We start from the raw sequence: 21,348 nt of genomic DNA on the forward strand, positions 1-21,348 counted from the left end.
TTCACCGGCTCAACATCCCGAGAGAATACACACATTTCAGAGCTTTTATTTCCCAATACTGTTGCCCCTGCTCATAACCACGTCATACTATAGCGAATTATGCGACATGTACTTTTATCTACACTCATTTATTACGATCTGTGGTATTTTATTACCTGAATACAATCTTCGAATAAACTCACAGAATTTAGTTAACTCAATACGTTAGAACAGACAATATTATGACTGATAAGCAAAGTTTCGAATCCCACACCCCCATGATGCAGCAGTATTTAAAACTAAAAGCACAACATTCAGACATACTGCTGTTTTATCGTATGGGTGATTTTTACGAACTCTTCTTCGATGATGCAAAAAAAGCCTCTCAATTATTGGACATCTCGCTCACTAAACGCGGGCAATCTGCGGGGCAACCTATACCAATGGCTGGGGTTCCTCACCATGCCGCCGAAGGCTACTTAGCCAAATTGGTGCAAATGGGTGAGTCTGTCGCAATTTGCGAACAAATTGGCGACCCAGCAACAAGCAAAGGGCCGGTAGAGCGCCAAGTCGTACGCATTGTCACCCCCGGCACCATTACTGATGAAGCTCTTTTAAATGAGCGGCAAGACAACTTACTGGCCGCGGTTTGGCAAGACCCACAAGGTTTTGGTTATGCCACTTTAGATATTACCTCTGGGCGTTTTATTATTAGCGAAATTGCCGACGAAGAAGCACTGCAAGCTGAACTTCAGCGCACTCGCCCTGCTGAGTTACTGTACCCAGAAGACTTCGCTAGCATGTCACTTATTGAACATAATAAAGGGTTACGTCGTCGCCCATTATGGGAATATGAACTCGATACGGCAAAACAGCAGCTTGGCTTACAGTTTGGTACCAAAGACTTAGTCGGGTTTGGCGTCGAAAATGCCCACAAAGCCCTTCGTGCAGCAGGCTGTTTACTGCAATATGTGAAAGATACACAACGTACTTCGTTACCCCACATTCGCAGTATTGTGATGGAAAAACAAAATGATAATGTCATTTTGGATGCAGCAACTCGTCGAAATTTAGAGATCACACAAAACCTAGCCGGCGGTACAGAAAATACCCTTGCCGCAATTTTAGATATGTGTGTCACCCCAATGGGTAGCCGCATGTTAAAACGCTGGCTGCATACACCTTTAAGAAACATTCAAGTCTTGAATAACCGCCAGCAAGCTATTGGGGCTCTACAGGAATGTGGTTTTGAACTGCAACCTTTTTTACGTCAAATTGGGGATTTAGAACGTGTATTGGCCCGTCTTGCGTTACGTTCTGCACGGCCTCGTGACTTAACGCGCATGCGCCATGCTTTCCAACAATACCAAGATATTCATCAAATCTTGGGGCAATCCAATAGCGCCTACTTGCAAGATTTACAACAACGGATTGGCCAATTTGACGAACTACAAGCGTTACTTGAAAGAGCCATTATCGATGCTCCGCCAGTCTTAGTTCGTGATGGCGGCGTCATCGCCCCAGGGTATAACAGTGAACTCGATGAATGGCGTGCACTCGCAGATGGTGCTACAGATTACCTAGATAAACTGGAAATTCGCGAAAGGGAAAAACTGGGGATAGACACACTTAAAGTTGGTTATAACGCGGTGCACGGGTACTATATCCAAGTCAGCCGAGGTCAAAGCCACCTAACTCCAATCCACTATGTTCGTCGTCAAACCCTAAAAAATGCAGAACGCTATATTATTCCTGAATTAAAAGAATATGAAGATAAAGTACTGACATCAAAAGGGAAAGCGTTAGCAATTGAAAAAGCATTATATGATGAGCTATTTGATATGTTACTTCCTCATCTTGCTGAATTACAAACCAGTGCAGAAGCACTAGCTGAGCTAGACGTATTAGCAAACCTTGCTGAACGCGCAGATACTTTAGGCTATGCTTGCCCACAACTCACTGAAAAAGCAGGTATTCAGATTACTGAAGGCCGCCACCCAGTTGTTGAGCAAGTACTGAGTGAACCCTTTATATCTAACCCTCTATCACTGTCACCGCAGCGTCGCCTACTGATCATCACAGGGCCAAATATGGGTGGTAAAAGTACTTATATGCGCCAAACTGCATTGATCACATTGCTAGCCTATATCGGTAGCTTTGTGCCTGCGAGTAAAGCGGTTATTGGTCCAATTGACCGGATCTTTACCCGTGTTGGGGCTTCTGATGACCTTGCTTCTGGCCGCTCAACCTTCATGGTTGAAATGACTGAAACAGCGAATATTCTCCATAATGCAACTGAACATAGTTTAGTATTAATGGATGAAATAGGACGAGGGACTTCCACCTATGATGGGCTTTCACTCGCTTGGGCTTGTGCTGAAAACTTAGTGAATAAAATCAAAGCAATGACATTATTTGCTACCCACTATTTTGAGTTAACTACACTGCCAGAAAAGCTCGAAGGTGCTGTCAACATCCACCTTGATGCCATTGAACACGGTGATACTATTGCCTTTATGCATAATGTCCAAGATGGTGCCGCCAGTAAAAGTTATGGCCTAGCAGTAGCCTCTCTTGCTGGTGTCCCTAAGGATGTCATCAAGCGAGCTAAACAGAAATTGAAAGAACTTGAGGTTATCTCCAATAATGCCAATACCAGCCATGTTGATAGTGCGCAACTTAGCTTCTTAACCACAGAAGAAGCCGAGCCCTCACCCGCACTAGCGGCATTAGACAGTATTGACCCGGATAAACTCACACCTCGCCAAGCCCTTGATTGGATTTATCGTTTAAAGGACATGAATATATAACATGAATGAGTATCAACAATTACTGGCGCCAATCCGCCAGTTTTTGCAATGTGAAACACCCGATGCTTGGGTGCAAAAAGCATGTTTACCTGAAAGCTTACCCATTATTTTAAAAGACCACCTATTATGCGAACTAAAAGCCGCGCAAAGTGCCATGTTTTTAATTCGCAAATATGCGGTAGATAAGCAAAGTGCTACTGTATTACTTGAATGGTTTAAACCCTATGAAGCATTCGCTTATGATCGAATTGGCGATATATATACGTTAAAAAATAAAAACCAAATTTCCAAGCAAATACTCGCGAAAAAACAATCGCCTTATAGCCAAGACTTAATTGATAAAATGGTATTGCTTATCAAAGAAGAGCTTCACCATTTTTATCAAGTTCTTGAAATTATGCACCAAAGGAATATTCCCTATGATGGGATAACCGCAGGGCGTTATGCAAAAAGCTTATTTAGCTATATTAGCCCTCATGACCCTAAAACCTTGGTTGATAAACTCATTATTGGTGCTTATATTGAAGCCCGTTCATGTGAACGCTTTGCGAAACTGGCACCTTATTTAGATGAGCAACTGGCTAACTTTTATATTTCATTATTGCGTTCTGAGGCACGTCATTACCAAGATTATTTACACTTAGCGCAATTAATTAGCAAACAGGATATCACTGAACGTATTAATTACTTTGGTATTATTGAAGCTGAACTAATTTCTACCCCTGATGATGATTTTAAGTTTCATAGTGGTGTACCAATCACTTTAACTCGTGCATATTGATATAAAAAAATCCCTATAAACTTTCATCTATAGGGATTTTGAATAACTAACCTAGTTAGTGCTCTACATGTTGAATAATGCTTCTAATGTCAGCTCTTCACCATGTAAAATATCTTTTAACCGCCTTAAACCTTCGACTTGGATCTGACGAACCCTTTCTCGAGTGAGCCCAATTTCGCGCCCAACCTCTTCCAGAGTTTCTGCTTCATAACCTAAAAGCCCAAAACGTCGTGCTAAAACCTCCCTTTGTTTTGGGTTCAATTCAAATAACCATTTAACAATATTCTCTTTTAAATCATTATCTTGAATTGTATTTTCTGGACCTGAATCATTATCATCAGACAATACCTCAAGCAAAGATTTTTCTGAATCCCCTGCAATTGGAGTGTCAACAGACGTAATACGTTCATTTAAGCGCAACATCCGGCTGACATCTTCGACAGGTTTATCTAACTGTTCAGCGATTTCTTCAGGGCTTGGCTCATGGTCCAGCTTTTGGGCTAATTCACGTGCAGTACGAAGGTAAATATTGAGTTCTTTAACGATATGAATAGGAAGGCGAATTGTACGAGTTTGGTTCATGATAGCACGTTCTATCGTTTGACGTATCCACCATGTTGCATACGTCGAAAATCGAAACCCTTTTTCAGGATCGAATTTCTCAACAGCACGGATCAACCCAAGATTCCCTTCCTCGATCAAGTCGAGTAAAGCAAGACCTCGATTATTATAACGGCGAGATATTTTTACAACTAAACGAAGATTACTTTCAATCATGCGTTGACGCGACGCAACATCACCGCGCAATGCACGCCTTGCATAAAAGACTTCTTCTTCAGCTGTAAGGAGCGGTGAGAATCCAATTTCACTGAGATAAATTTGGGTGGCATCCAGAACACGTTGGTTTGTGTTCTGGAGTAAATCCATTTCTTCATCCTGCTCTGAAACTAGATCCTCTTCTTTAAACTGACTCTCATCAAATGCATCATCTAAATTGCTTTCGTCGAGGTCATTATATAACTCGTTAACTTTCAGCGAACTTTGGCTCATCAGTGACTCCTACCCTTGATAATGCGGACAGAATGTCAAAGCATTCCGCCCAGTTTATCGCTGCGGCAAATAGCGCAACGGGTTTACTGATTTTCCCTTGTAACGAATTTCAAAGTGTAATCTAACCGAACTTGTTCCAGTACTACCCATGGTGGCTATTTTTTGACCTTCAGTGACATCCTGTTGATCACGCACAAGCAACGTATCGTTGTGTGCATAGGCACTCAAGTAGTCATCGTTATGTTTTATAATTATTAGATTTCCATATCCACGCAAAGCATTACCTGCGTAAACGACTTTTCCTGGAGCAGCAGCAAGTACAGCTTGACCACGAGAACCTGCAATATCTATCCCTTTGTTCCCGCCTTGAGCATCTGAGAAACTTTCAATCATTTTCCCATCTGCCGGCCAACGCCATTTTATTGACGAATTATTTGTACTACTAGCTGCGGTTGAAGCAGTTGTGGTCGTCGGAGCTGTTGTCGTCGTTGAAACTTGCGTTGCAGGTTTCTTATTATTAGGCAACATCTTACCTGTAGTTTGACCACCACTATTTTCAGGATACGCATTAGTTGTTCGAAGATCAACCGGTTGCTGATGACTATTTGATGAATTTGAGGCTAATTGAGTGCTCGAGTTCACATTTGTGTTACCAATATTAATAACTTGCCCTACATTTAAGCTGTATGGCTCAGGAATATTGTTTCGAGATGCTAACTCACGGAAATCATTACCCGTTATATAAGCAATGTAAAATAGCGTATCACCGCGCTGAACAGTATAACTATTACCGCTATAACTGCCTTTTGGTATATTGCCGTAGTCACGGTTATACACAATACGCCCTTCTCCATTGGTCGTAACAGGCCCTGAAGATGAAGTACGACTAACCGGTTGTGTATTGGTATTACTTGATAAATTTGGGCGTGCAGACGGCATTGCCGTACTCACCCCCGTATTTGATGACGATACGGGTGCCACTCTTTGCGTCGTTGGCTGGCGAGATTGGCTATCATTCACACTGGAAATAGGTGCTGCCGTATGATAAGGCGTGGAACAGCCTGCCAATAGTGCTCCGCTAAATGAAAAGATGACTGCCCATCGAATTCTGCTTATAGGGCTAACAATTTTCATGCTTCTTCTCCCGTGAAGAAAAATCTGACGTGACAATGCAAAATAATGTCAGTAATAGAGATACCATAAAATATTTCACTTATTAAAACAGAAATACAAAATAGTGAACAAGTTAAATATATCAAAAATATAACAATTTGAGATTATGACTCAATAGTTTGAGCCTATTATCCAATTTAAGAGGGTTAAACTATCATATTTAGAATAGTTTTACTGCTATTTGAGTTAATGAAGTATTCGCAATAGTATTTATGTAGACTAATGATACAAAATTACCCAGTGCGGTGATGGATAAATACCATTGCAAATAGATTAAAGAAGGTCACCCGCAACTAATGGAACAAAACGCACTTTCTCGATGACATTAGCATGGTAATCATTACCACGACGGGTAATGAGCTTTAAAGATTGTTCTTTATCTCCAACAGGTAAAACCATCCGCCCACCATCTTTCAATTGCTCCAGTAACATGGTTGGCACTTCAGTCGGCGCAGCTGTCACAATGATAGCATCGAAAGGGCCCTTTGATTGCCACCCTTCCCAACCATCACCATGGCGAGTTGACACATTATGTAAATCAAGCTGTTTTAAACGCCGCTTTGCGGACCATTGCAAACTTTTCACTCGTTCAACAGAGAAAACATGCTCAACTAAATGAGCAAGTACTGCCGTTTGATAGCCAGACCCTGTCCCTATTTCAAGCACCTTGTCATTCGGTGACAAAGACAGCAAGGCGGTCATTTTAGCCACTATGTATGGTTGCGAAATAGTCTGACCATAGCCTATCGGCAATGGAATATTATCGTAGGCTTTATGTGAAAGAGCTTCATCCACAAAGCGTTCTCGAGGCACGAGTGAAATTGCGTCTAATAGGCGCTCATCGTGAATTCCCTGTTGGCGTAATTGAGCCAAAAGATCTTTCATGAGCCCTGTTATCATTTTACTAGCACTCCTGATTTTTCTAGCCATTCTTCCACTAACGTGTGCGTTTTATAGGCTGTTAAGTCAACTTGCAATGGGGTTATCGAAACATAGCCATGTTGTACAGCTTCAAAATCGGTCCCCGGACCAGCATCTCGAATTTCACCAACAGGGCCTAGCCAATACAACATATTACCTTTCGGGTCTTCTAAGCTATATACCTCAGATGCAGCATGCCGGCTTCCACAGCGAGTCACTTTGATACCTTTAATATCCTCATAAGGAATATCAGGTACGTTGATATTTAAAATATTACCCGCACGCAGAGGGCTCTTTTGCAGCAACATCAAGATATCACATGTTACCCTTGCCGCACTTTCATAATGAGTATCTCCATCTAATGACACGGCAATCGACGGTAAGCCTAAGTGACGCCCCTCAGTAGCCGCAGCGACTGTACCTGAGTAAATCACGTCATCCCCCAAGTTCGGCCCACAATTGATACCTGAGACCACAATATCAGGCCGTGGGCGCACCACTTTATTTACCCCGATATACACACAATCTGTTGGCGTGCCTTCTTGTACCGAAAGGTCACCATTACTTAACGTTTGAATTCTCAAAGGCTTATCTAATGTTAGTGCATTCGACGCACCACTGCGATTGCGGTCTGGGGCAATCACTTGAACATGATAATATTGGCGTAGCGCAGCCGCTAGGGTTTGGATACCCGGTGCATTTACGCCATCGTCATTACTCAATAAAATCTTTAGCATCGACATTATCCTTTGATGTAATTGAAGTTTATTTTTAAGGTCAAGGATATTGTCCTGCCTGTTGTCCTAAAAATTTTTAGTGACCAATAAAATGACACTGAAAAGCATCAGCATCACGTTTATGATATAACACTATTATGTGATTAGGCTAGTTTGCTATTTTATCAGCCCCTCTCATTTTTGCGTCACAATTTCGGCACAGTTATTAGTTAGTATTGGCGACTCTATCCAAATACCAGCCAGTATCTGTTTTTGTTAACGTGACTATTGCAGACCTAACGAAAAAATAAGGTCATTCAAGAACTAAATAATCTGATTAATCAGCGTGAATTGCTCAGCACCCTAGCATCTAAAATGACGATATTGGGCAGAGGGGGAAATACTATTTGAATGCGCTTCAAAAAACTTTAACGCTAAATCGTTAGAACTGATTAAATGGCGTAAATAAGGCGGGGAACTACTCTTTTTCGGAAGGAATAAGGGAAATGTACACGTTCTGGAAAGAAAATGCAGCAGGCCAAAACTCATCAACATATTGATACTCGGGGCTATCCAGCCCCTAACATATCACGCGCTGCCTTTACAGGCATAAACAGTCGATTAGGCTGATTCGGCAACGATTTAAAACCATACCCTTCGTACCACTTTTTCGCTTTAGTATTTTTTGCATCAACGATGATCATCGGCACAGGCATGTCCTCAGCTGCCGCTATTATTCTTTTAACAGCATCAATAAGGACGACTCCTCCATACCCCTTATTTTGCTCAGTTAAGTCTACCGCTAAACGGGATATCAAAGCACAATAAACTTCATTTGGGTATAAAGATGCAAGCTTAGGCGGCAATTCAGTTAATGAAACTTTGGTGATAGCCAAAGCGTAAAACCCAACTACTTTGTTTGGTAGAGTTGGGTCACTCAACACAAAAGTTCGAGCCACCTCTTTTTTAGCATGTTGATTTGCCGTCTGACCTAAATAATTATTTAGGTCAGACTCTCCGCAATCAAACGCAGCTCTATTATGAATGTTCTTATCAAGCTTTACTATTTCCATTACTAATTAATTCCTTATGTCTTTTAGCCGCCCTTATGAATTTCTCATTCATTTCTGTTGGCTTATCAAGTAATTCAACGAATGCTATAGCATCGCGTTGACACAACTTTAATAGCGCATTTTCAGCTATTAGTTTCTTGGCCTCATTAGCGGCGGCCATCGCTATAAAACTGCTTAACGAACTAAAACCAGATAGGGCTAACGCCGTATCTAAAAGCTCTTTATTTTCTTTAGGCATTCTTATTGTGATTCTTTCGTTTTCGATTTTTTCTTTACTTATCATTTTATTAGTTCGATTTTTCATTACCTTAGTATTCATTATTTTAACTCCAGTAGGATTAGAAATTTTTTTTCGATTAGTCGTTGTCACCTTCCTTTTCGGTCTTATTCACTTCATAGGTTAAAATTAGCACAAATAATTACCGGCGTCAAAATGACGCCATCAAAAAAGTAAGCCGATCACTTAATTAAAAAACGCGAGCCCCCCAAATAAATAACAATTAAATTTACCCTACAATACGCCCTAATCTAAATTACCAATAAAATACAAGGCGGCCATCGCTATCAGTGACGTTATACGCTTTGTCTTTTGGTTTGTGGGATTTTATTTTTATATCCGTATGAGATATCAGTACGAGCCATAAAAAAACAGGACAACTTAAGGTTGTCCTGTTTTTTATGGCTATCAATGGATACCTATGGATAAAGATTACTCAATAAAATCTTTAGCATCGGCATTATCCTGCCCATTTTGATTGATAATTTCTCTTACTACACTTGTCGCAAAACTACCTGAGTTTAAGAAAAATGTTAGCTTTACTGTCGTGTTATCTAACCATTGCCACTGCAATCCCTGAGGCTTGATAATAACGGCTCTTCTCACCAAAGATGCGCGTTCACTTTTCATTAAAGCCATAAATGGCTGATAATCTTCTAAGCAATGAATTTCAAACCCTAATGCGTCATCTTGCGAACCTAACTCGCCATCACCAGGAAGAGGGGCAGTAATACTTAACTCTGTTGATAACACACGTTCTTGCAGTGTTAATAACTCATCCGAAGTTGCAACAAACCAACTCCCCCGACCCGTTAGTTGTAATGCATCCCCTAATAGCACTTGATGTACCGTATTATTCGCAATACGTTCACTCGCGATATGGTTAAACATTGCACTGCGAGCCGCAGAAAGATAAAAACTGCGTTTATTCCGCTCACGAACATGAATCTCTTGGTTTGCCCAACGTAATGCTTGGGTCAGATTCTGCCCACCACGACCAAAGCGTTGCTCACCAAAATAATTAGGTACTCCAGATAATGCGACTTTTTCTAAGCGTTGTTCAACATCTTTCGCATCTGAAATATCACGCAAAGTGATTTCAAATTGATTTCCTTTCAAGGAACCAATACGTAATTTCCGTTTTTGCCGTGTAGTGGCAAGCACGCGGCATCCTTCAAGCTGCCATGCAGAAAAATCTGGCGTTTCCTTACCCGGCATTTGTAAGCAAAACCACTGCTCAGTCACCGCATGCCTATCTTTTAAACCTGCATAGCTGACAGCTCTAGCTGAAATTTTAGCAAACTTTGCTAATTGCTCAGCAACAAACAGCGTATTACACCCTGTTTTTTCGACACGAACCATGACATGTTCGCCTTCACCATCGAGCTCAAAGCCTAAATCTTCTTTGACAATAAAATCTTCAGGAACACTTTTTAGCGTGCCAGAAGACAACGGCTTACCATGCAGGTACTGAACATTCATTGCTTTCATTACTATTATCTTTGACTAAAAGAACAACCGCGGCGCAGGCAATGCCTTCTTTACGCCCCACAAACCCCAACTGCTCCGTCGTCGTGGCTTTCGCATTAACATCATCCATATGACACTCAAGGTCTTCAGCAATATTGACCCGCATTTGAGCAATATGCGGCAACATTTTAGGCGCTTGAGCCATAATGGTAATATCAATATTACCAATACGATAACCTTTAGCACGTACATGACAAAAGGCTTCCCTTAGTAACACGCGGCTATCAGCCCCTTTAAATGCAGGGTCAGTATCTGGAAATAATTTACCGATATCTCCTAACGCAGCAGCACCGAGTACTGCGTCAGTTAGTGCATGCAATACAACATCACCATCTGAGTGCGCGAGTAGGCCTTGCTCGTAAGGGATGCGCACGCCACCAATGATGATAGGGCCTTCACCACCAAATTTGTGTACGTCAAAACCGTGTCCGATTCTCATTTTTTTTCCTTAATTGTTCATTCTTGAAAGATAAAACTCCGCCAAGGTGAGATCTTCTGGGCGTGTCACTTTTAGATTATCTGCGCGCCCCGGAACTAATACCGGTTGATAACCGCAATATTCAAGTGCAGAGGCTTCGTCTGTGATCACTGCATTTTCTTTCAAGGCTTTACTTAGACACTCCCGTAATAATAATAGCGGGAAAAATTGTGGTGTCAGCGCATGCCATAGAGCCTCACGTTCAACAGTATGGTCGATTAACTGGCTGGCTTTTAAACTGCGTTTCATGGTGTCACGAACAGGCGCCGCGAGTATCCCACCACAGCAGTTTTGTTCTGTTGTTAATTGAATAATTTTATTTAAATCTGACTGGTGGAGGCAAGGACGAGCAGCATCATGGACTAACACCCAACAATTTGAGAGTTCAGGTTGCGCCGCTAAAAAATTGACACCGGCAAGGACCGAATCTGCACGTTCCTTTCCACCAATAACCGCAGTAATTCGAGGGTTTGTTGAAATAGCTAGCTGCTGAAAATATTCATCTTCTGAGCTTAGTGCAATGATAATATGTTTAACATTATTATTTGCTAGCAATGCACTCAGTGTATGTTCAATGATCGTTTTGCCAGCCACCCGTAGATATTGTTTGGGGCAATCGGCATTCATGCGGCTCCCTATCCCTGCCGCAGGAATTAGCGCAACAATTTGAGGGTCATTGTTTTGTAGGGCTCGGGTTTGTGGGGTATTGTCTGGATTTATCATTATTAGATTCTTACATCAGAAATAATCAGGCTAATGGGCATACCATTTTTGCATCGTTATTATTGTGTGGATTTTTGGTTATTACTTTCTTTAACCACCCGATAAAAAGATTCCCCAGGCTTGATCATCCCAAGCTCACTACGAGCTCGTTCTTCAATCGCATCCTGCCCATCATTTAAATCATTAATTTCCGCAAATAGCTGTTCATTACGCATTTTCAAGCGCGAGTTAACAATTTCCTGAGCAGCAACATCATCTTTGACCTGTACGTAATCATGTATGCCGTTCTTACCTAACCATAAGGAATATTGTAACCATGCTAATATCGCGATTAATAGTAGCGTTAATTTACCCATCTTGCCCCCTGAAATGATTTGCTAATCATCCCATAACTCAACGAATGACGCTACTGTGATACTAAAATAGTGATAAAAAGTCAGAATAAGTCTGGTTTAAATGCACTAAATATTCCCTCTTATTTTACCATTTAATAAAAAAGAGGGATATTTAAAGGCAATTAATAATCCACTTGAATGATTTGATTGCGCAATAATAACGCAATAATTTGAGAAAGGGAGTCTGAAATCGGTTGTTGACCATTAAGCTGTAGCTCCGGATATTGCGGGGCTTCATAGGGGGAGTCAACCCCTGTAAACTGCTTGATTTTACCTTCTCGGGCTTGTTGATATAAACCTTTTGGGTCGCGCTGTTCACAAATACTGACAGGAGTATCCACATACAATTCAAAAAATTGGTTCGGCTCAAATAAATCGCGCACCTTTTGCCGATCATGTTGAAACGGGGAAATAAATGCAGTAGCAACAATTAAGCCTGCATCTACCATTAATTTAGCCACTTCCCCGATCCGCCGGATATTTTCTTGCCGATCCGCTTCGCTAAAACCTAAATCACGACATAACCCGTGGCGAACATTATCACCGTCCAATAAATAGGTTTTATTCCCCATTGAAGCTAATTGATGTTCTATCGCCCCTGCAAGGGTAGATTTCCCTGAACCCGATAACCCTGTAAACCACAATACTGCACCTTTGTGCCCATTATTGCTTTCCCGTAGCTGTCGAGTCACAGCATGTTGATGCCAAACTATATTATTTGCTTTTGTCATCATAGTTATTTTCCACCAAGAACATCACGAGCGCCCCAATGCGGAAAATGACGACGAACTAATTTATTTAATTCAATTTCAAATTCACTAAATTCACTAGTTGGCTCAAAAATAGGGGCTTGTGTCTCGCGAACTAGCCCTGCTCCTACGGTGACATTAGTTAACCGGTCAATCAGGATCATACCGCCAGTATCCGCATTACGCTGATAATTTTCTAACAATAGCGGCTCATCAAAAGAAAACTCCACTAAACCTATTCCATTTAGAGGTAACTCTGTGGCAACTTTTTGCGTTAAATTATTCACATCAACTTGATATTGAATATTTTCAACCTTGGCTCGACTACGCTTACCAGCCACTTTTATATCGAGTTGCTGCCCTTGGACTAAAGGCTGCTCAGACATCCACACAACATCAACTGACGCATGTTGTGTCGCTTGTAAGGTTTCATTTTCTGCAACCAATAAATCACCGCGGCTAATATCAATTTCGTCCGCTAAAACGAGCGTGATAGCTTCCCCCGGAATAGCAAACTCTTGTGGACCAGAAAAAGTCACAATCTGTTTAATTTGAGATGTCGCCCCCGACGGTAAGACTTTAATGTTTTGCCCTACCCGTACAATACCTGACGATAACGTTCCACTGTAGCCTCGAAAATCTAAGTTTGGACGATTAACATACTGCACTGGAAAACGCATTGCCTGTTCTACGGCCTTTTGTTCCACTTGAACATTTTCTAAAATCGATAATAGTGTTTCGCCTTGATACCAAGGTAAGTGATGGCTGCTATTCACAATATTGTCGCCATCAAGCGCTGAAATTGGCACAAACCATACATTCAATTCAACGGGTAATTCTGTTGCAAACTGTTGATAATCCTGTTTGATCTTCTCAAATACAGCTTCGCTGTAACCCACCAGATCCATTTTATTTACGGCGACAACAAGATGGCGTATCCCCAACAAAGTACTGATAAAGCTATGGCGTCGAGTTTGCTCTTGTACCCCTTTTCTCGCATCGATCAACAAAATAGAAAGTGAACATGTTGATGCGCCTGTCGCCATATTACGCGTGTATTGCTCATGACCAGGTGTATCGGCAATAATAAATTTGCGTTTTTCCGTAGAAAAATAGCGATAAGCAACGTCGATGGTGATCCCTTGCTCACGCTCTGCTGCGAGCCCATCAACCAATAACGCAAGATCCAGTTTTTCGCCTTGCGTACCTATACGCTTACTATCACTTTGCAGTGTTGAGAGCTGATCTTGATAAATTTGGCGGGTATCATGTAGTAAACGGCCAATTAAAGTACTTTTGCCATCATCTACATTGCCACAAGTTAAAAAACGTAATAACCCTTTTTGCTGCTGAGCCAGTAAATAAGGTTCCACACCACCTTGCTGCTCAATTTGATGTGCAATTGATTCGTTATAAACGGCCTGTGCCATGATTTTTCTCCTGACCTTGCGTATTGACCCTGACGTTATGTATTAACCTTCCCCACAGGCCTTAAAAATAGCCTTGGCGTTTTTTCAGTTCCATCGATGCTGACTGGTCGCTATCGATTAACCGCCCTTGCCGTTCACTGGTAGTAGAAACCAACATTTCTTCAATAATTTCAGGCAGGGTTTGCGCATTTGATGGTACGGCTCCCGTAAGAGGCCAGCAGCCAAGAGTTCGAAAACGTACTGTTTGCTGGCGAATAACTTCCCCCGTTTGTAAATCAATACGGTCATCATCAACCATCAACAAGGCCCCTTCTCGTTGAATAACAGGCCGCTCTTTTGCAAAATACAATGGAACAATATCGATATTTTCCAAATAGATATATTGCCAAATATCGAGTTCAGTCCAATTTGACAGTGGAAATACACGGATACTTTCACCTTTGTTTATTTGCCCATTGTAATTATGCCAAAGTTCTGGGCGTTGGTTTTTCGGGTCCCAACGGTGAGATCGGTCACGAAAAGAATAGATCCGCTCTTTTGCTCGGGATTTTTCCTCGTCTCGTCGTGCCCCTCCAAATGCCGCATCAAAGCCATATTTATCTAAAGCCTGCTTTAGCCCCTCGGTTTTCATGATATCGGTATGTTTTGCACTGCCATGTACAAATGGGTTAATCCCTAATCTTTCCCCTTCAGGGTTACGATACACCAATAATTCAAAACCATATTTCTGTGCTGTTGCATCACGAAACTCATACATTTCGCGAAATTTCCATCCTGTATCTACATGCAACAAAGGAAAAGGTAATTTCCCAGGGTAAAAAGCTTTCCGAGCTAAATGCAGCATGACAGACGAATCTTTTCCAATAGAATACAGCATCACTGGGTTAGCAAATTCGGCGGCAACCTCTCGAATAATATGAATACTTTCTGCCTCTAACTGCTGTAAGTGAGTCAATGTTTTTTCGTTCACAAGCGCCTCCTAAATTAAGCCAATTCCAGTACAGCACTGCGCCAACTGATATCTTCAGTTTGTGTGCCAAACCATGCTAATTGTTTATGTAATGCCGCAACTTCACCTATCACGATCAAAGCGGGTGATGGTGCTTGCTGTGCCAATGTTTCCAGCTCAGATAAACTACCTGTAACCACTTTTTGCTCACGCCTTGTCCCACAACCTACAACAGCGACAGGGGTATCACTCGCTCGCCCAAATTTAATCAGTTGTTCACTAATATTGGCTGCTTTTACTGTGCCCATATAAATTGCTAAGGTTTGTTGACCACGAGCAAGTGCCTGCCAATCCAAATCAGCGCCATTTTCACGACAATGCCCAGTAATAAATGTAATACTCTGAGAGTATTCCCGATGCGTCAGCGGGATCCCTGCATAAGCAGTTGCACCAATCGCCGCGGTCACCCCTGGTACCACTTGAAATGGGACCCCTGCCTGAACAGCAACTTGTAGCTCTTCACCTCCGCGACCAAAAACAAACGGGTCCCCCCCTTTAAGGCGAACAACTTTTTTGCCTTGCTGAGCAAATTTCACGATCAATGCGTTAGTTTCTTCTTGAGAAACACTGTGATTGCCAGCTCGTTTACCCACACAAATTTTGTCGGCATCACGACGTACCAATTCCAGAATTTCCTCACTAACAAGGTGATCATATAAAACCACCTCGGCACTTTGTAAAACACGCAACCCTTTTAACGTAAGTAACCCCGCATCACCGGGCCCGGCTCCTACAAGAATTAACTCACCATGGTTATCGGGTTCATAAAGTTGGCGTTCTAATTGCAACTCTGCTTCGCTTAATTGGCCTTTTTCAACTAGTGATGCAAAGCGCCCACTAAAACTTTTTTCCCAAAAGCGCTTTCTTTCCCGCATATTGACCAGCGTTTCTTTGACTTTACCGCGCCAACGCCCAGCAATTTCAGCCATTTTCCCCAAAGAAGCAGGAAGCATTGTTTCCAATTTTTCTCTCAATAAACGGGCTAAAACGGGTGCTGTTCCCCCAGAGGAAACCGCCACAATCACCGGAGAACGGTCAATAATTGAAGGAACAATAAACGAGCATAAAGGTTGATCATCCACTACATTGACAAAAATTTTTCGCTCATTAGCATCGTAAAAAACGGTTTCATTAAGTTTCGTGTCATCCGTCGCCGCAATCACTAAAAAAGCGTCATCCAATAAAGAAGAGCGATATTCCTCAGCTAACCAAATAACATGGTTTTGTTGGCACTGAGCTTGTAATTGAGGACATAACGACGGGGAGATAACCACAAGTTGAGCTTGTGCTTTGATGAGCAATTCAGCTTTGCGTGCAGCCACTACGCCACCGCCAATCAACACTACTTTGCGCGTACGCACATCGACAAATAACGGTAAATAATCCATCTTGCTCACCCATCTTTATATAAACTTATTATATGAAATATAAAATTGACTATATGGTGTAAAAGTTAAGGTTTGAAATGCTAAAAAAACATGACTTGTAACTGAAAGGAATAAGCCAAATATTCATTAACTAGCAAAAAATAAAGACCAAAAGTATCAAATCAACCAAACTTAACTAAAACTTTATTTTAAATTTAGTTTTATAAAAATTAAGGGATATCTATTTTTTAAATAAAAGTATCCCTTTGTAATTAAACAAATATTTTATTAAATCTATAACTATTTAAACCCTAAACTAAAACCACGAATTGGGTTACGAATAACCCATACTCTAAATAATTCATGTTGTCGCTAGGCGGCAAGTAAATGAGCCGCTAGGAGCATACATAAGTATGTGACTAGTGCGAATGCACGCAGCCAACAACCCTACCGCTTGAATTAAGACCAACCCATACTCTAAATAATTCATGTTGTCGCTAGGCGGCAAGTAAATGAGTCGCTAGGAGCATACATAAGTATGTGACTAGTGCGAATGCACGCAGCCAACAACGCGACAGCTTGAATTATGACGAGTATGACGAGTATTTAGTTTTCATGAAGCCCACACTCACGCTTTAAACCAAAGAAACGAGTGTCTTCCTCACTCATCCCTTCCTCCCATTTACGGGTTGTATGGGTATCACCGACTGATAGATATCCCTTTTCCCATAATGGATGGTAAGGTAACTTATACTTTATTAAGTATTCATAAACTTGCTTATTATTCCAATCAATGACAGGTAGGATTTTAAAAATGCCTTTACCAACCCCCAACACTGATAAATTGGCTCGGCTCGTTGATTGCTCACGCCTTAACCCGGAAAACCAACTCTGAGCCTGTAATTCATGTAATGCTCTTTCCATCGGTTCAACTTTATTAAGTTGATTATAACGTTCAATCCCTTCAATACCTTGCGTCCAAAGCTGCCCATAAATCGCTTCTTGCCACGCAGGGGTTCGCTGAGCTCGATATACTTGTAAATTCAAATTTAGTGTACTGCTTAGGTGCTCAATAAATTGATAGGTCTCGGGAAACAAATAGCCTGTATCCGTTAAAATGACAGGGATATCAGGTACAATTTGTGTCACCATATGCAGCGTTAACGCTGCTTGTATTCCAAAACTGGAAGACAACACAAATTCTGCTGGCAAATGTTCAAGCGCCCATTCAATACGCTGTATTGCACTCATTTTTTCTAACTGCACGTTGAAGTCAGATAAATACGCCGTTTGCTGAGCTTTATCTAAACTTAATACTGCCGCTAGTTGAAGCTGACTCATACTGCCTCCTGAACCTCATAAAAATCGACAGCAGAATTTACAACTGGCTTTACAACGTCAGTGCGGACTAAAAAGTCTCCAAAACCTTCTTGAGTTAAGCGGTTTTTCGACCAATTACCAATTAATTCATCCAAAATAGCCAAAATTTCAGCACTGCTGATATTTTCGCGGTACATGCGTGGAATTCGCGTTCCAATACGGTTACCACCCAAGTGTAAATTATACCTATCAAGCGCTTTTCCAACTAACCCCACTTCCGCCAGCATTGCTCGACCACATCCGTTTGGGCAGCCTGTAACGCGCAAAACGATATGCTCATCAGCCACTTGATGTGATGCCATAATATTTTCAACGTGGCTAACAAACTCAGGGAGAAAACGTTCCGCTTCAGCCATCGCTAACGGGCAAGTTGGAAAAGAAACACAAGCCATTGAATTTTCACGCTGTGGCGTGATTGCATCACTCATTAACCCATGGGCTTTCGCTATCGCTTCAATCGCCTCTTTTTCACTTTCAGGCACACCAGCAACGATCAGATTTTGGTTCGCTGTTAAACGAAAATCACCTTGGTGAATACGCGCTATTTCCGCAACCCCAGTTTTTAATGGTTTATCCGCTAAATCAATCAACCGGCCATTTTCAATAAACAACGTTAAGTGCCAACGATTATCAACCCCTTTAAGCCAACCAATTTTGTCACCGCGTTTCGTGAATTGATAAGGTCGGATTGGTTCGAAATCCACGCCGGAGCGCCTTTCAACTTCCGCCTTAAAGGTATCGACCCCCACTCGCTCTAAAGTGTATTTAGTTTTCGCGTTTTTACGGTCAGTCCGATTCCCCCAATCACGCTGAGTTGTCACTATCGCTTCTGCAATGGCCAATGTTTTATCTAATGGAATAAAACCAAATTCACTGGCTAAACGTGGAAAGGTCGCAGTATCACCATGAGTCATAGCTAAACCACCACCAACCAACACATTAAAACCAATGAGCTCATCATTTTCAGCAATGGCGATAAAATTCATATCATTAGCATGTAAATCCACATCATTGAGAGGTGGAATAACCACCGATGTTTTAAACTTTCTTGGTAAATAAGTTTGCCCTAAAATAGGTTCTTCATCGGTTGTCACAATTTTTTCTTTATCTAACCAAATTTCAGCATATGCGCTGGTTCTAGGTAAAAGGTGCTCAGAAATTTTCTTTGCCCATTCATAGGCTTGCTGATGTAACTCCGATTGCACTGGGTTAGATGTGCATAGCACATTACGGTTAACGTCATTTGCCGTTGCTAATGCGTCCAAGCCGACATGGCTTAACATTTGGTGTGCAGGTTTCACATCCCCTTTAAGGATGCCGTGGAACTGAAATGTTTGCCGGTTAGTTATGCGCACACTGCCATACAGCGTGTGCTCAGTAGCAAACTTATCAATATCTAACCATTGTTTTGGGGTGATAATTCCCCCCGGTAAGCGGCAACGCAACATCATTGCATGACGTGGCTCAAGTTTTTGTTCTGCACGCTCTGCTCGAATATCACGGTCATCTTGTTGGTACATGCCATGGAAACGGATCAATAAAAAGTTGTCCCCATTAAAACCACCAGTTAAGCCGTTTTTCAAATCTTCCTTAATGGTACCGCGCAAATAGTTACTGTCTTGCTTCATGCGTTCGCTGTCAGCAAGTTTGCCTTCGACGATTAAGGGTTTTTGTTGTTGTTCATTGCTCATTAATAAACATCCCTCTGATAACGGCGCATTACGCGCAGCTCACTTAAAAATTCATCGGCCTCCTCACTATCCATGTTGCCGTATTGACCGATGATATCCAATAATGCCTGCTCTACATCTTTTGCCATACGATTTGCATCACCGCAGACATACAGGTGTGCACCTTCTTGTAACCATTGCCAAACAGCTTCGCCTTGTTCACGAAGTTTGTCCTGCACGTAAACTTTTTCTTTCTGATCTCGCGACCAAGCTAATGAAATTTGGGTTAATAAACCGTCTTTAACATAACGCTGCCATTCAACTTGATAGAGAAAGTCATCAACAAAGTGAGGGTTACCAAAAAACAACCAGTTTTTACCTGTTGCACCGTCGTTATCCCGTTGCTGTAAAAAAGCGCGGAATGGGGCGATGCCTGTCCCAGGACCAATCATAATCACAGGTGTTGTTGGGTCAGCAGGTAGGCGGAAGTTATCATTGTGCTCAATGAAAATGCGCAGTTCATCCCCTTCTTTGAGTCTATCTGCTAAAAAACCCGACGCCCCACCAGTGCGAGGACGCCCATCGATGTCATAACGAACAACACCAACGGTAGCATGTACTTCGTCTTCTGATTCCGCTTGAGATGAGGAAATTGAGTACAATCGAGGCGTTAGTGGGCGTAGTAAATCAACAAATTCTTGAGCACTTGGCTGCGCTGCGGCTTGGCGCACCATATCAACGATCGGCGTCGTTTGCGCGTATTGCAAAATAGCTTGTTTATCGCTAATTAATGACAGCAACTCATCATCTTTAGATAGTTGTGCATATTTCTCGACAATTACGTGAGTATTTTGTGTCAGTTCTAATTGATAAATCAGTGCATCACGTAAAGAGTGCCGCTGCGAGCCAATAAAGACCTCTTCATCCCCTTGTAACCAAAGTAAAGCCACCAGCTCATCAACTAATGCGGGGTCATTATCAAACCACACCCCCAGTGAATCCCCCGGTAGATAACGTAAACCAGAGTCACCTAAATCAATTTCAATATGACGAACATCTTTTTGTGAATCCCGCCCTGTAATTTTTTGATTACTGAGTAACGTGGCGGTTAAAGGTGCTGTTTTGGTATAAGGCGATGAGTGAATTTCATTCACACTTCCCACTTGAGCTGTTAATAATTGACTATCAGTTTGTGCCGGAACTCGTGCCTTTAAGATTTGAGTGAGGTTTTCAACCCATTCATCTGCAATGGATTGATATTCGACATCTGCATCGACTCTCTCAATCAATGACGTTGCGCCTAATAATGCCAATTGGGAATCAAAGTCTTTGCCCGCTTGGCAAAATTTTTCATACGATGAATCGCCTAAAGCAAAAACGGCATAACTGGTTTGTGCCAAATTCGGTGCTTTTTTCGAATAAAGGTATTTATATAATGCGACAGCTTCTTCTGCTGGCTCCCCTTCCCCTTGAGTTGATGCCACAACAACCAGCACTTTCTCTTGGTTTATTTGCTTAAACTTATAGTCACCCGCATTCACTAGATTCACGTTAATTTTTTCGCTAATTAAACGTTCTCTGAGTTGCTCTGATAGGCGGCGTGCATTACCCGTTTGTGAGGCTGAAATAATCGTAACGGTTTCCTGCGCAGCGACTGGCGCACTCGTTGACATGTCAACAGGGGCATTTTGATTTACCATCCCCCATAAATAACCGGAAAGCCAAGCGAGTTGATGTGATGAAAAATCATCAACAACTGTCTGCAAACGTGTTAATTGCTCAACAGATATTGGCAGCGCCGCTAATGGCGGCTGTTTTTTTGTCATTATCCTGTAAC

The 21,348-nt window shown here is 41.9% G+C and carries 19 protein-coding genes; 2 read left to right on the forward strand and 17 right to left on the reverse strand.

Annotated features, from left to right (window positions below):
- The first annotated feature begins 221 nt into the window (after nt 1-221).
- Nucleotides 222-2,789 (forward strand): DNA mismatch repair protein MutS, encoded by a 2,568-nt coding sequence (gene mutS / locus ACPEH5_RS20220; RefSeq protein WP_042848921.1) that lies wholly within the window; start codon nt 222-224, stop codon nt 2,787-2,789.
- Between the two features lies 1 nt (nt 2,790).
- Entirely contained in the window at nt 2,791-3,570 is a 780-nt protein-coding gene (miaE, locus tag ACPEH5_RS20225; RefSeq protein WP_042848923.1) for a tRNA isopentenyl-2-thiomethyl-A-37 hydroxylase MiaE, read from the forward strand.
- A 63-nt stretch (nt 3,571-3,633) separates the two neighbouring features.
- Here miaE and rpoS read toward each other — a convergent pair whose 3' ends face one another.
- The 17 genes from rpoS to cysJ all read right to left on the reverse strand — a co-directional run bounded on the left by rpoS (nt 3,634) and on the right by cysJ (nt 21,337).
- On the reverse strand, nt 3,634-4,620 hold the full coding sequence (rpoS, locus tag ACPEH5_RS20230) for an RNA polymerase sigma factor RpoS (RefSeq protein WP_129467095.1): 987 nt from the start codon (nt 4,618-4,620) through the stop codon (nt 3,634-3,636).
- A gap of 54 nt (nt 4,621-4,674) precedes the next feature.
- Complete coding sequence (gene nlpD / locus ACPEH5_RS20235; protein ID WP_048608194.1) at nt 4,675-5,754, reverse strand: murein hydrolase activator NlpD; 1,080 nt, start codon at nt 5,752-5,754, stop codon at nt 4,675-4,677.
- 312 nt (nt 5,755-6,066) lie between these two features.
- Nucleotides 6,067-6,693 carry a protein-L-isoaspartate(D-aspartate) O-methyltransferase gene (locus tag ACPEH5_RS20240; protein WP_042848927.1) on the reverse strand — a complete coding sequence of 209 codons (627 nt, stop codon included), beginning with the start codon at nt 6,691-6,693 and terminating at the stop codon, nt 6,067-6,069.
- On the reverse strand, nt 6,690-7,451 hold the full coding sequence (surE, locus tag ACPEH5_RS20245) for a 5'/3'-nucleotidase SurE (protein ID WP_042848928.1): 762 nt from the start codon (nt 7,449-7,451) through the stop codon (nt 6,690-6,692). The genes ACPEH5_RS20240 and surE overlap by 4 nt, the downstream gene beginning before the upstream one ends.
- 548 nt (nt 7,452-7,999) lie before the next feature.
- Nucleotides 8,000-8,503 (reverse strand): GNAT family N-acetyltransferase, encoded by a 504-nt coding sequence (locus tag ACPEH5_RS20250; RefSeq protein ID WP_166687241.1) that lies wholly within the window; start codon nt 8,501-8,503, stop codon nt 8,000-8,002.
- Nucleotides 8,484-8,822 (reverse strand): DUF1778 domain-containing protein, encoded by a 339-nt coding sequence (locus ACPEH5_RS20255; protein ID WP_226619145.1) that lies wholly within the window; start codon nt 8,820-8,822, stop codon nt 8,484-8,486. Before ACPEH5_RS20255 ends, ACPEH5_RS20250 begins: the two co-directional genes overlap by 20 nt.
- 390 nt (nt 8,823-9,212) lie before the next feature.
- Nucleotides 9,213-10,271 carry a tRNA pseudouridine(13) synthase TruD gene (gene truD, locus ACPEH5_RS20260; RefSeq protein ID WP_071548560.1) on the reverse strand — a complete coding sequence of 353 codons (1,059 nt, stop codon included), beginning with the start codon at nt 10,269-10,271 and terminating at the stop codon, nt 9,213-9,215.
- Nucleotides 10,237-10,749, reverse strand: coding sequence for a 2-C-methyl-D-erythritol 2,4-cyclodiphosphate synthase (ispF, locus tag ACPEH5_RS20265; protein ID WP_042848930.1), 513 nt, complete (start codon nt 10,747-10,749; stop codon nt 10,237-10,239). The genes truD and ispF overlap by 35 nt, the downstream gene beginning before the upstream one ends.
- Before the next feature lie 9 nt (nt 10,750-10,758).
- Nucleotides 10,759-11,511 carry a 2-C-methyl-D-erythritol 4-phosphate cytidylyltransferase gene (ispD, locus tag ACPEH5_RS20270; protein WP_240133599.1) on the reverse strand — a complete coding sequence of 251 codons (753 nt, stop codon included), beginning with the start codon at nt 11,509-11,511 and terminating at the stop codon, nt 10,759-10,761.
- 59 nt (nt 11,512-11,570) lie between these two features.
- Complete coding sequence (ftsB, locus tag ACPEH5_RS20275) at nt 11,571-11,867, reverse strand: cell division protein FtsB (RefSeq protein WP_042848932.1); 297 nt, start codon at nt 11,865-11,867, stop codon at nt 11,571-11,573.
- Nucleotides 11,868-12,028: 161 nt separating this feature from the next.
- On the reverse strand, nt 12,029-12,637 hold the full coding sequence (cysC, locus tag ACPEH5_RS20280; RefSeq protein WP_094301238.1) for an adenylyl-sulfate kinase: 609 nt from the start codon (nt 12,635-12,637) through the stop codon (nt 12,029-12,031).
- Nucleotides 12,638-12,642: 5 nt separating this feature from the next.
- Nucleotides 12,643-14,085, reverse strand: coding sequence for a sulfate adenylyltransferase subunit CysN (gene cysN, locus ACPEH5_RS20285; protein WP_042848935.1), 1,443 nt, complete (start codon nt 14,083-14,085; stop codon nt 12,643-12,645).
- A 61-nt stretch (nt 14,086-14,146) separates the two neighbouring features.
- The gene (cysD, locus tag ACPEH5_RS20290; protein ID WP_042848936.1) at nt 14,147-15,055 is read right to left on the reverse strand and encodes a sulfate adenylyltransferase subunit CysD; all 909 of its coding nucleotides are present in this window, start codon (nt 15,053-15,055) and stop codon (nt 14,147-14,149) included.
- Nucleotides 15,056-15,069: 14 nt separating this feature from the next.
- A complete protein-coding gene (cysG, locus tag ACPEH5_RS20295) occupies nt 15,070-16,482 on the reverse strand; it encodes a siroheme synthase CysG (protein WP_131680846.1) in 1,413 nt (470 codons plus the stop codon).
- Between the two features lie 585 nt (nt 16,483-17,067).
- On the reverse strand, nt 17,068-17,802 hold the full coding sequence (locus ACPEH5_RS20300; RefSeq protein ID WP_048608205.1) for a phosphoadenylyl-sulfate reductase: 735 nt from the start codon (nt 17,800-17,802) through the stop codon (nt 17,068-17,070).
- A complete protein-coding gene (gene cysI, locus ACPEH5_RS20305; protein WP_423727145.1) occupies nt 17,799-19,532 on the reverse strand; it encodes an assimilatory sulfite reductase (NADPH) hemoprotein subunit in 1,734 nt (577 codons plus the stop codon). The genes ACPEH5_RS20300 and cysI overlap by 4 nt, the downstream gene beginning before the upstream one ends.
- A complete protein-coding gene (gene cysJ / locus ACPEH5_RS20310) occupies nt 19,532-21,337 on the reverse strand; it encodes an NADPH-dependent assimilatory sulfite reductase flavoprotein subunit (RefSeq protein WP_281111267.1) in 1,806 nt (601 codons plus the stop codon). The genes cysI and cysJ overlap by 1 nt, the downstream gene beginning before the upstream one ends.
- Nucleotides 21,338-21,348: the final 11 nt, after the last annotated feature.

It is taken from the genome of Providencia sp. NPDC089933 (genome assembly GCF_049545585.1).
Classification (GTDB): Bacteria; Pseudomonadota; Gammaproteobacteria; order Enterobacterales; family Enterobacteriaceae; genus Providencia; species Providencia huashanensis.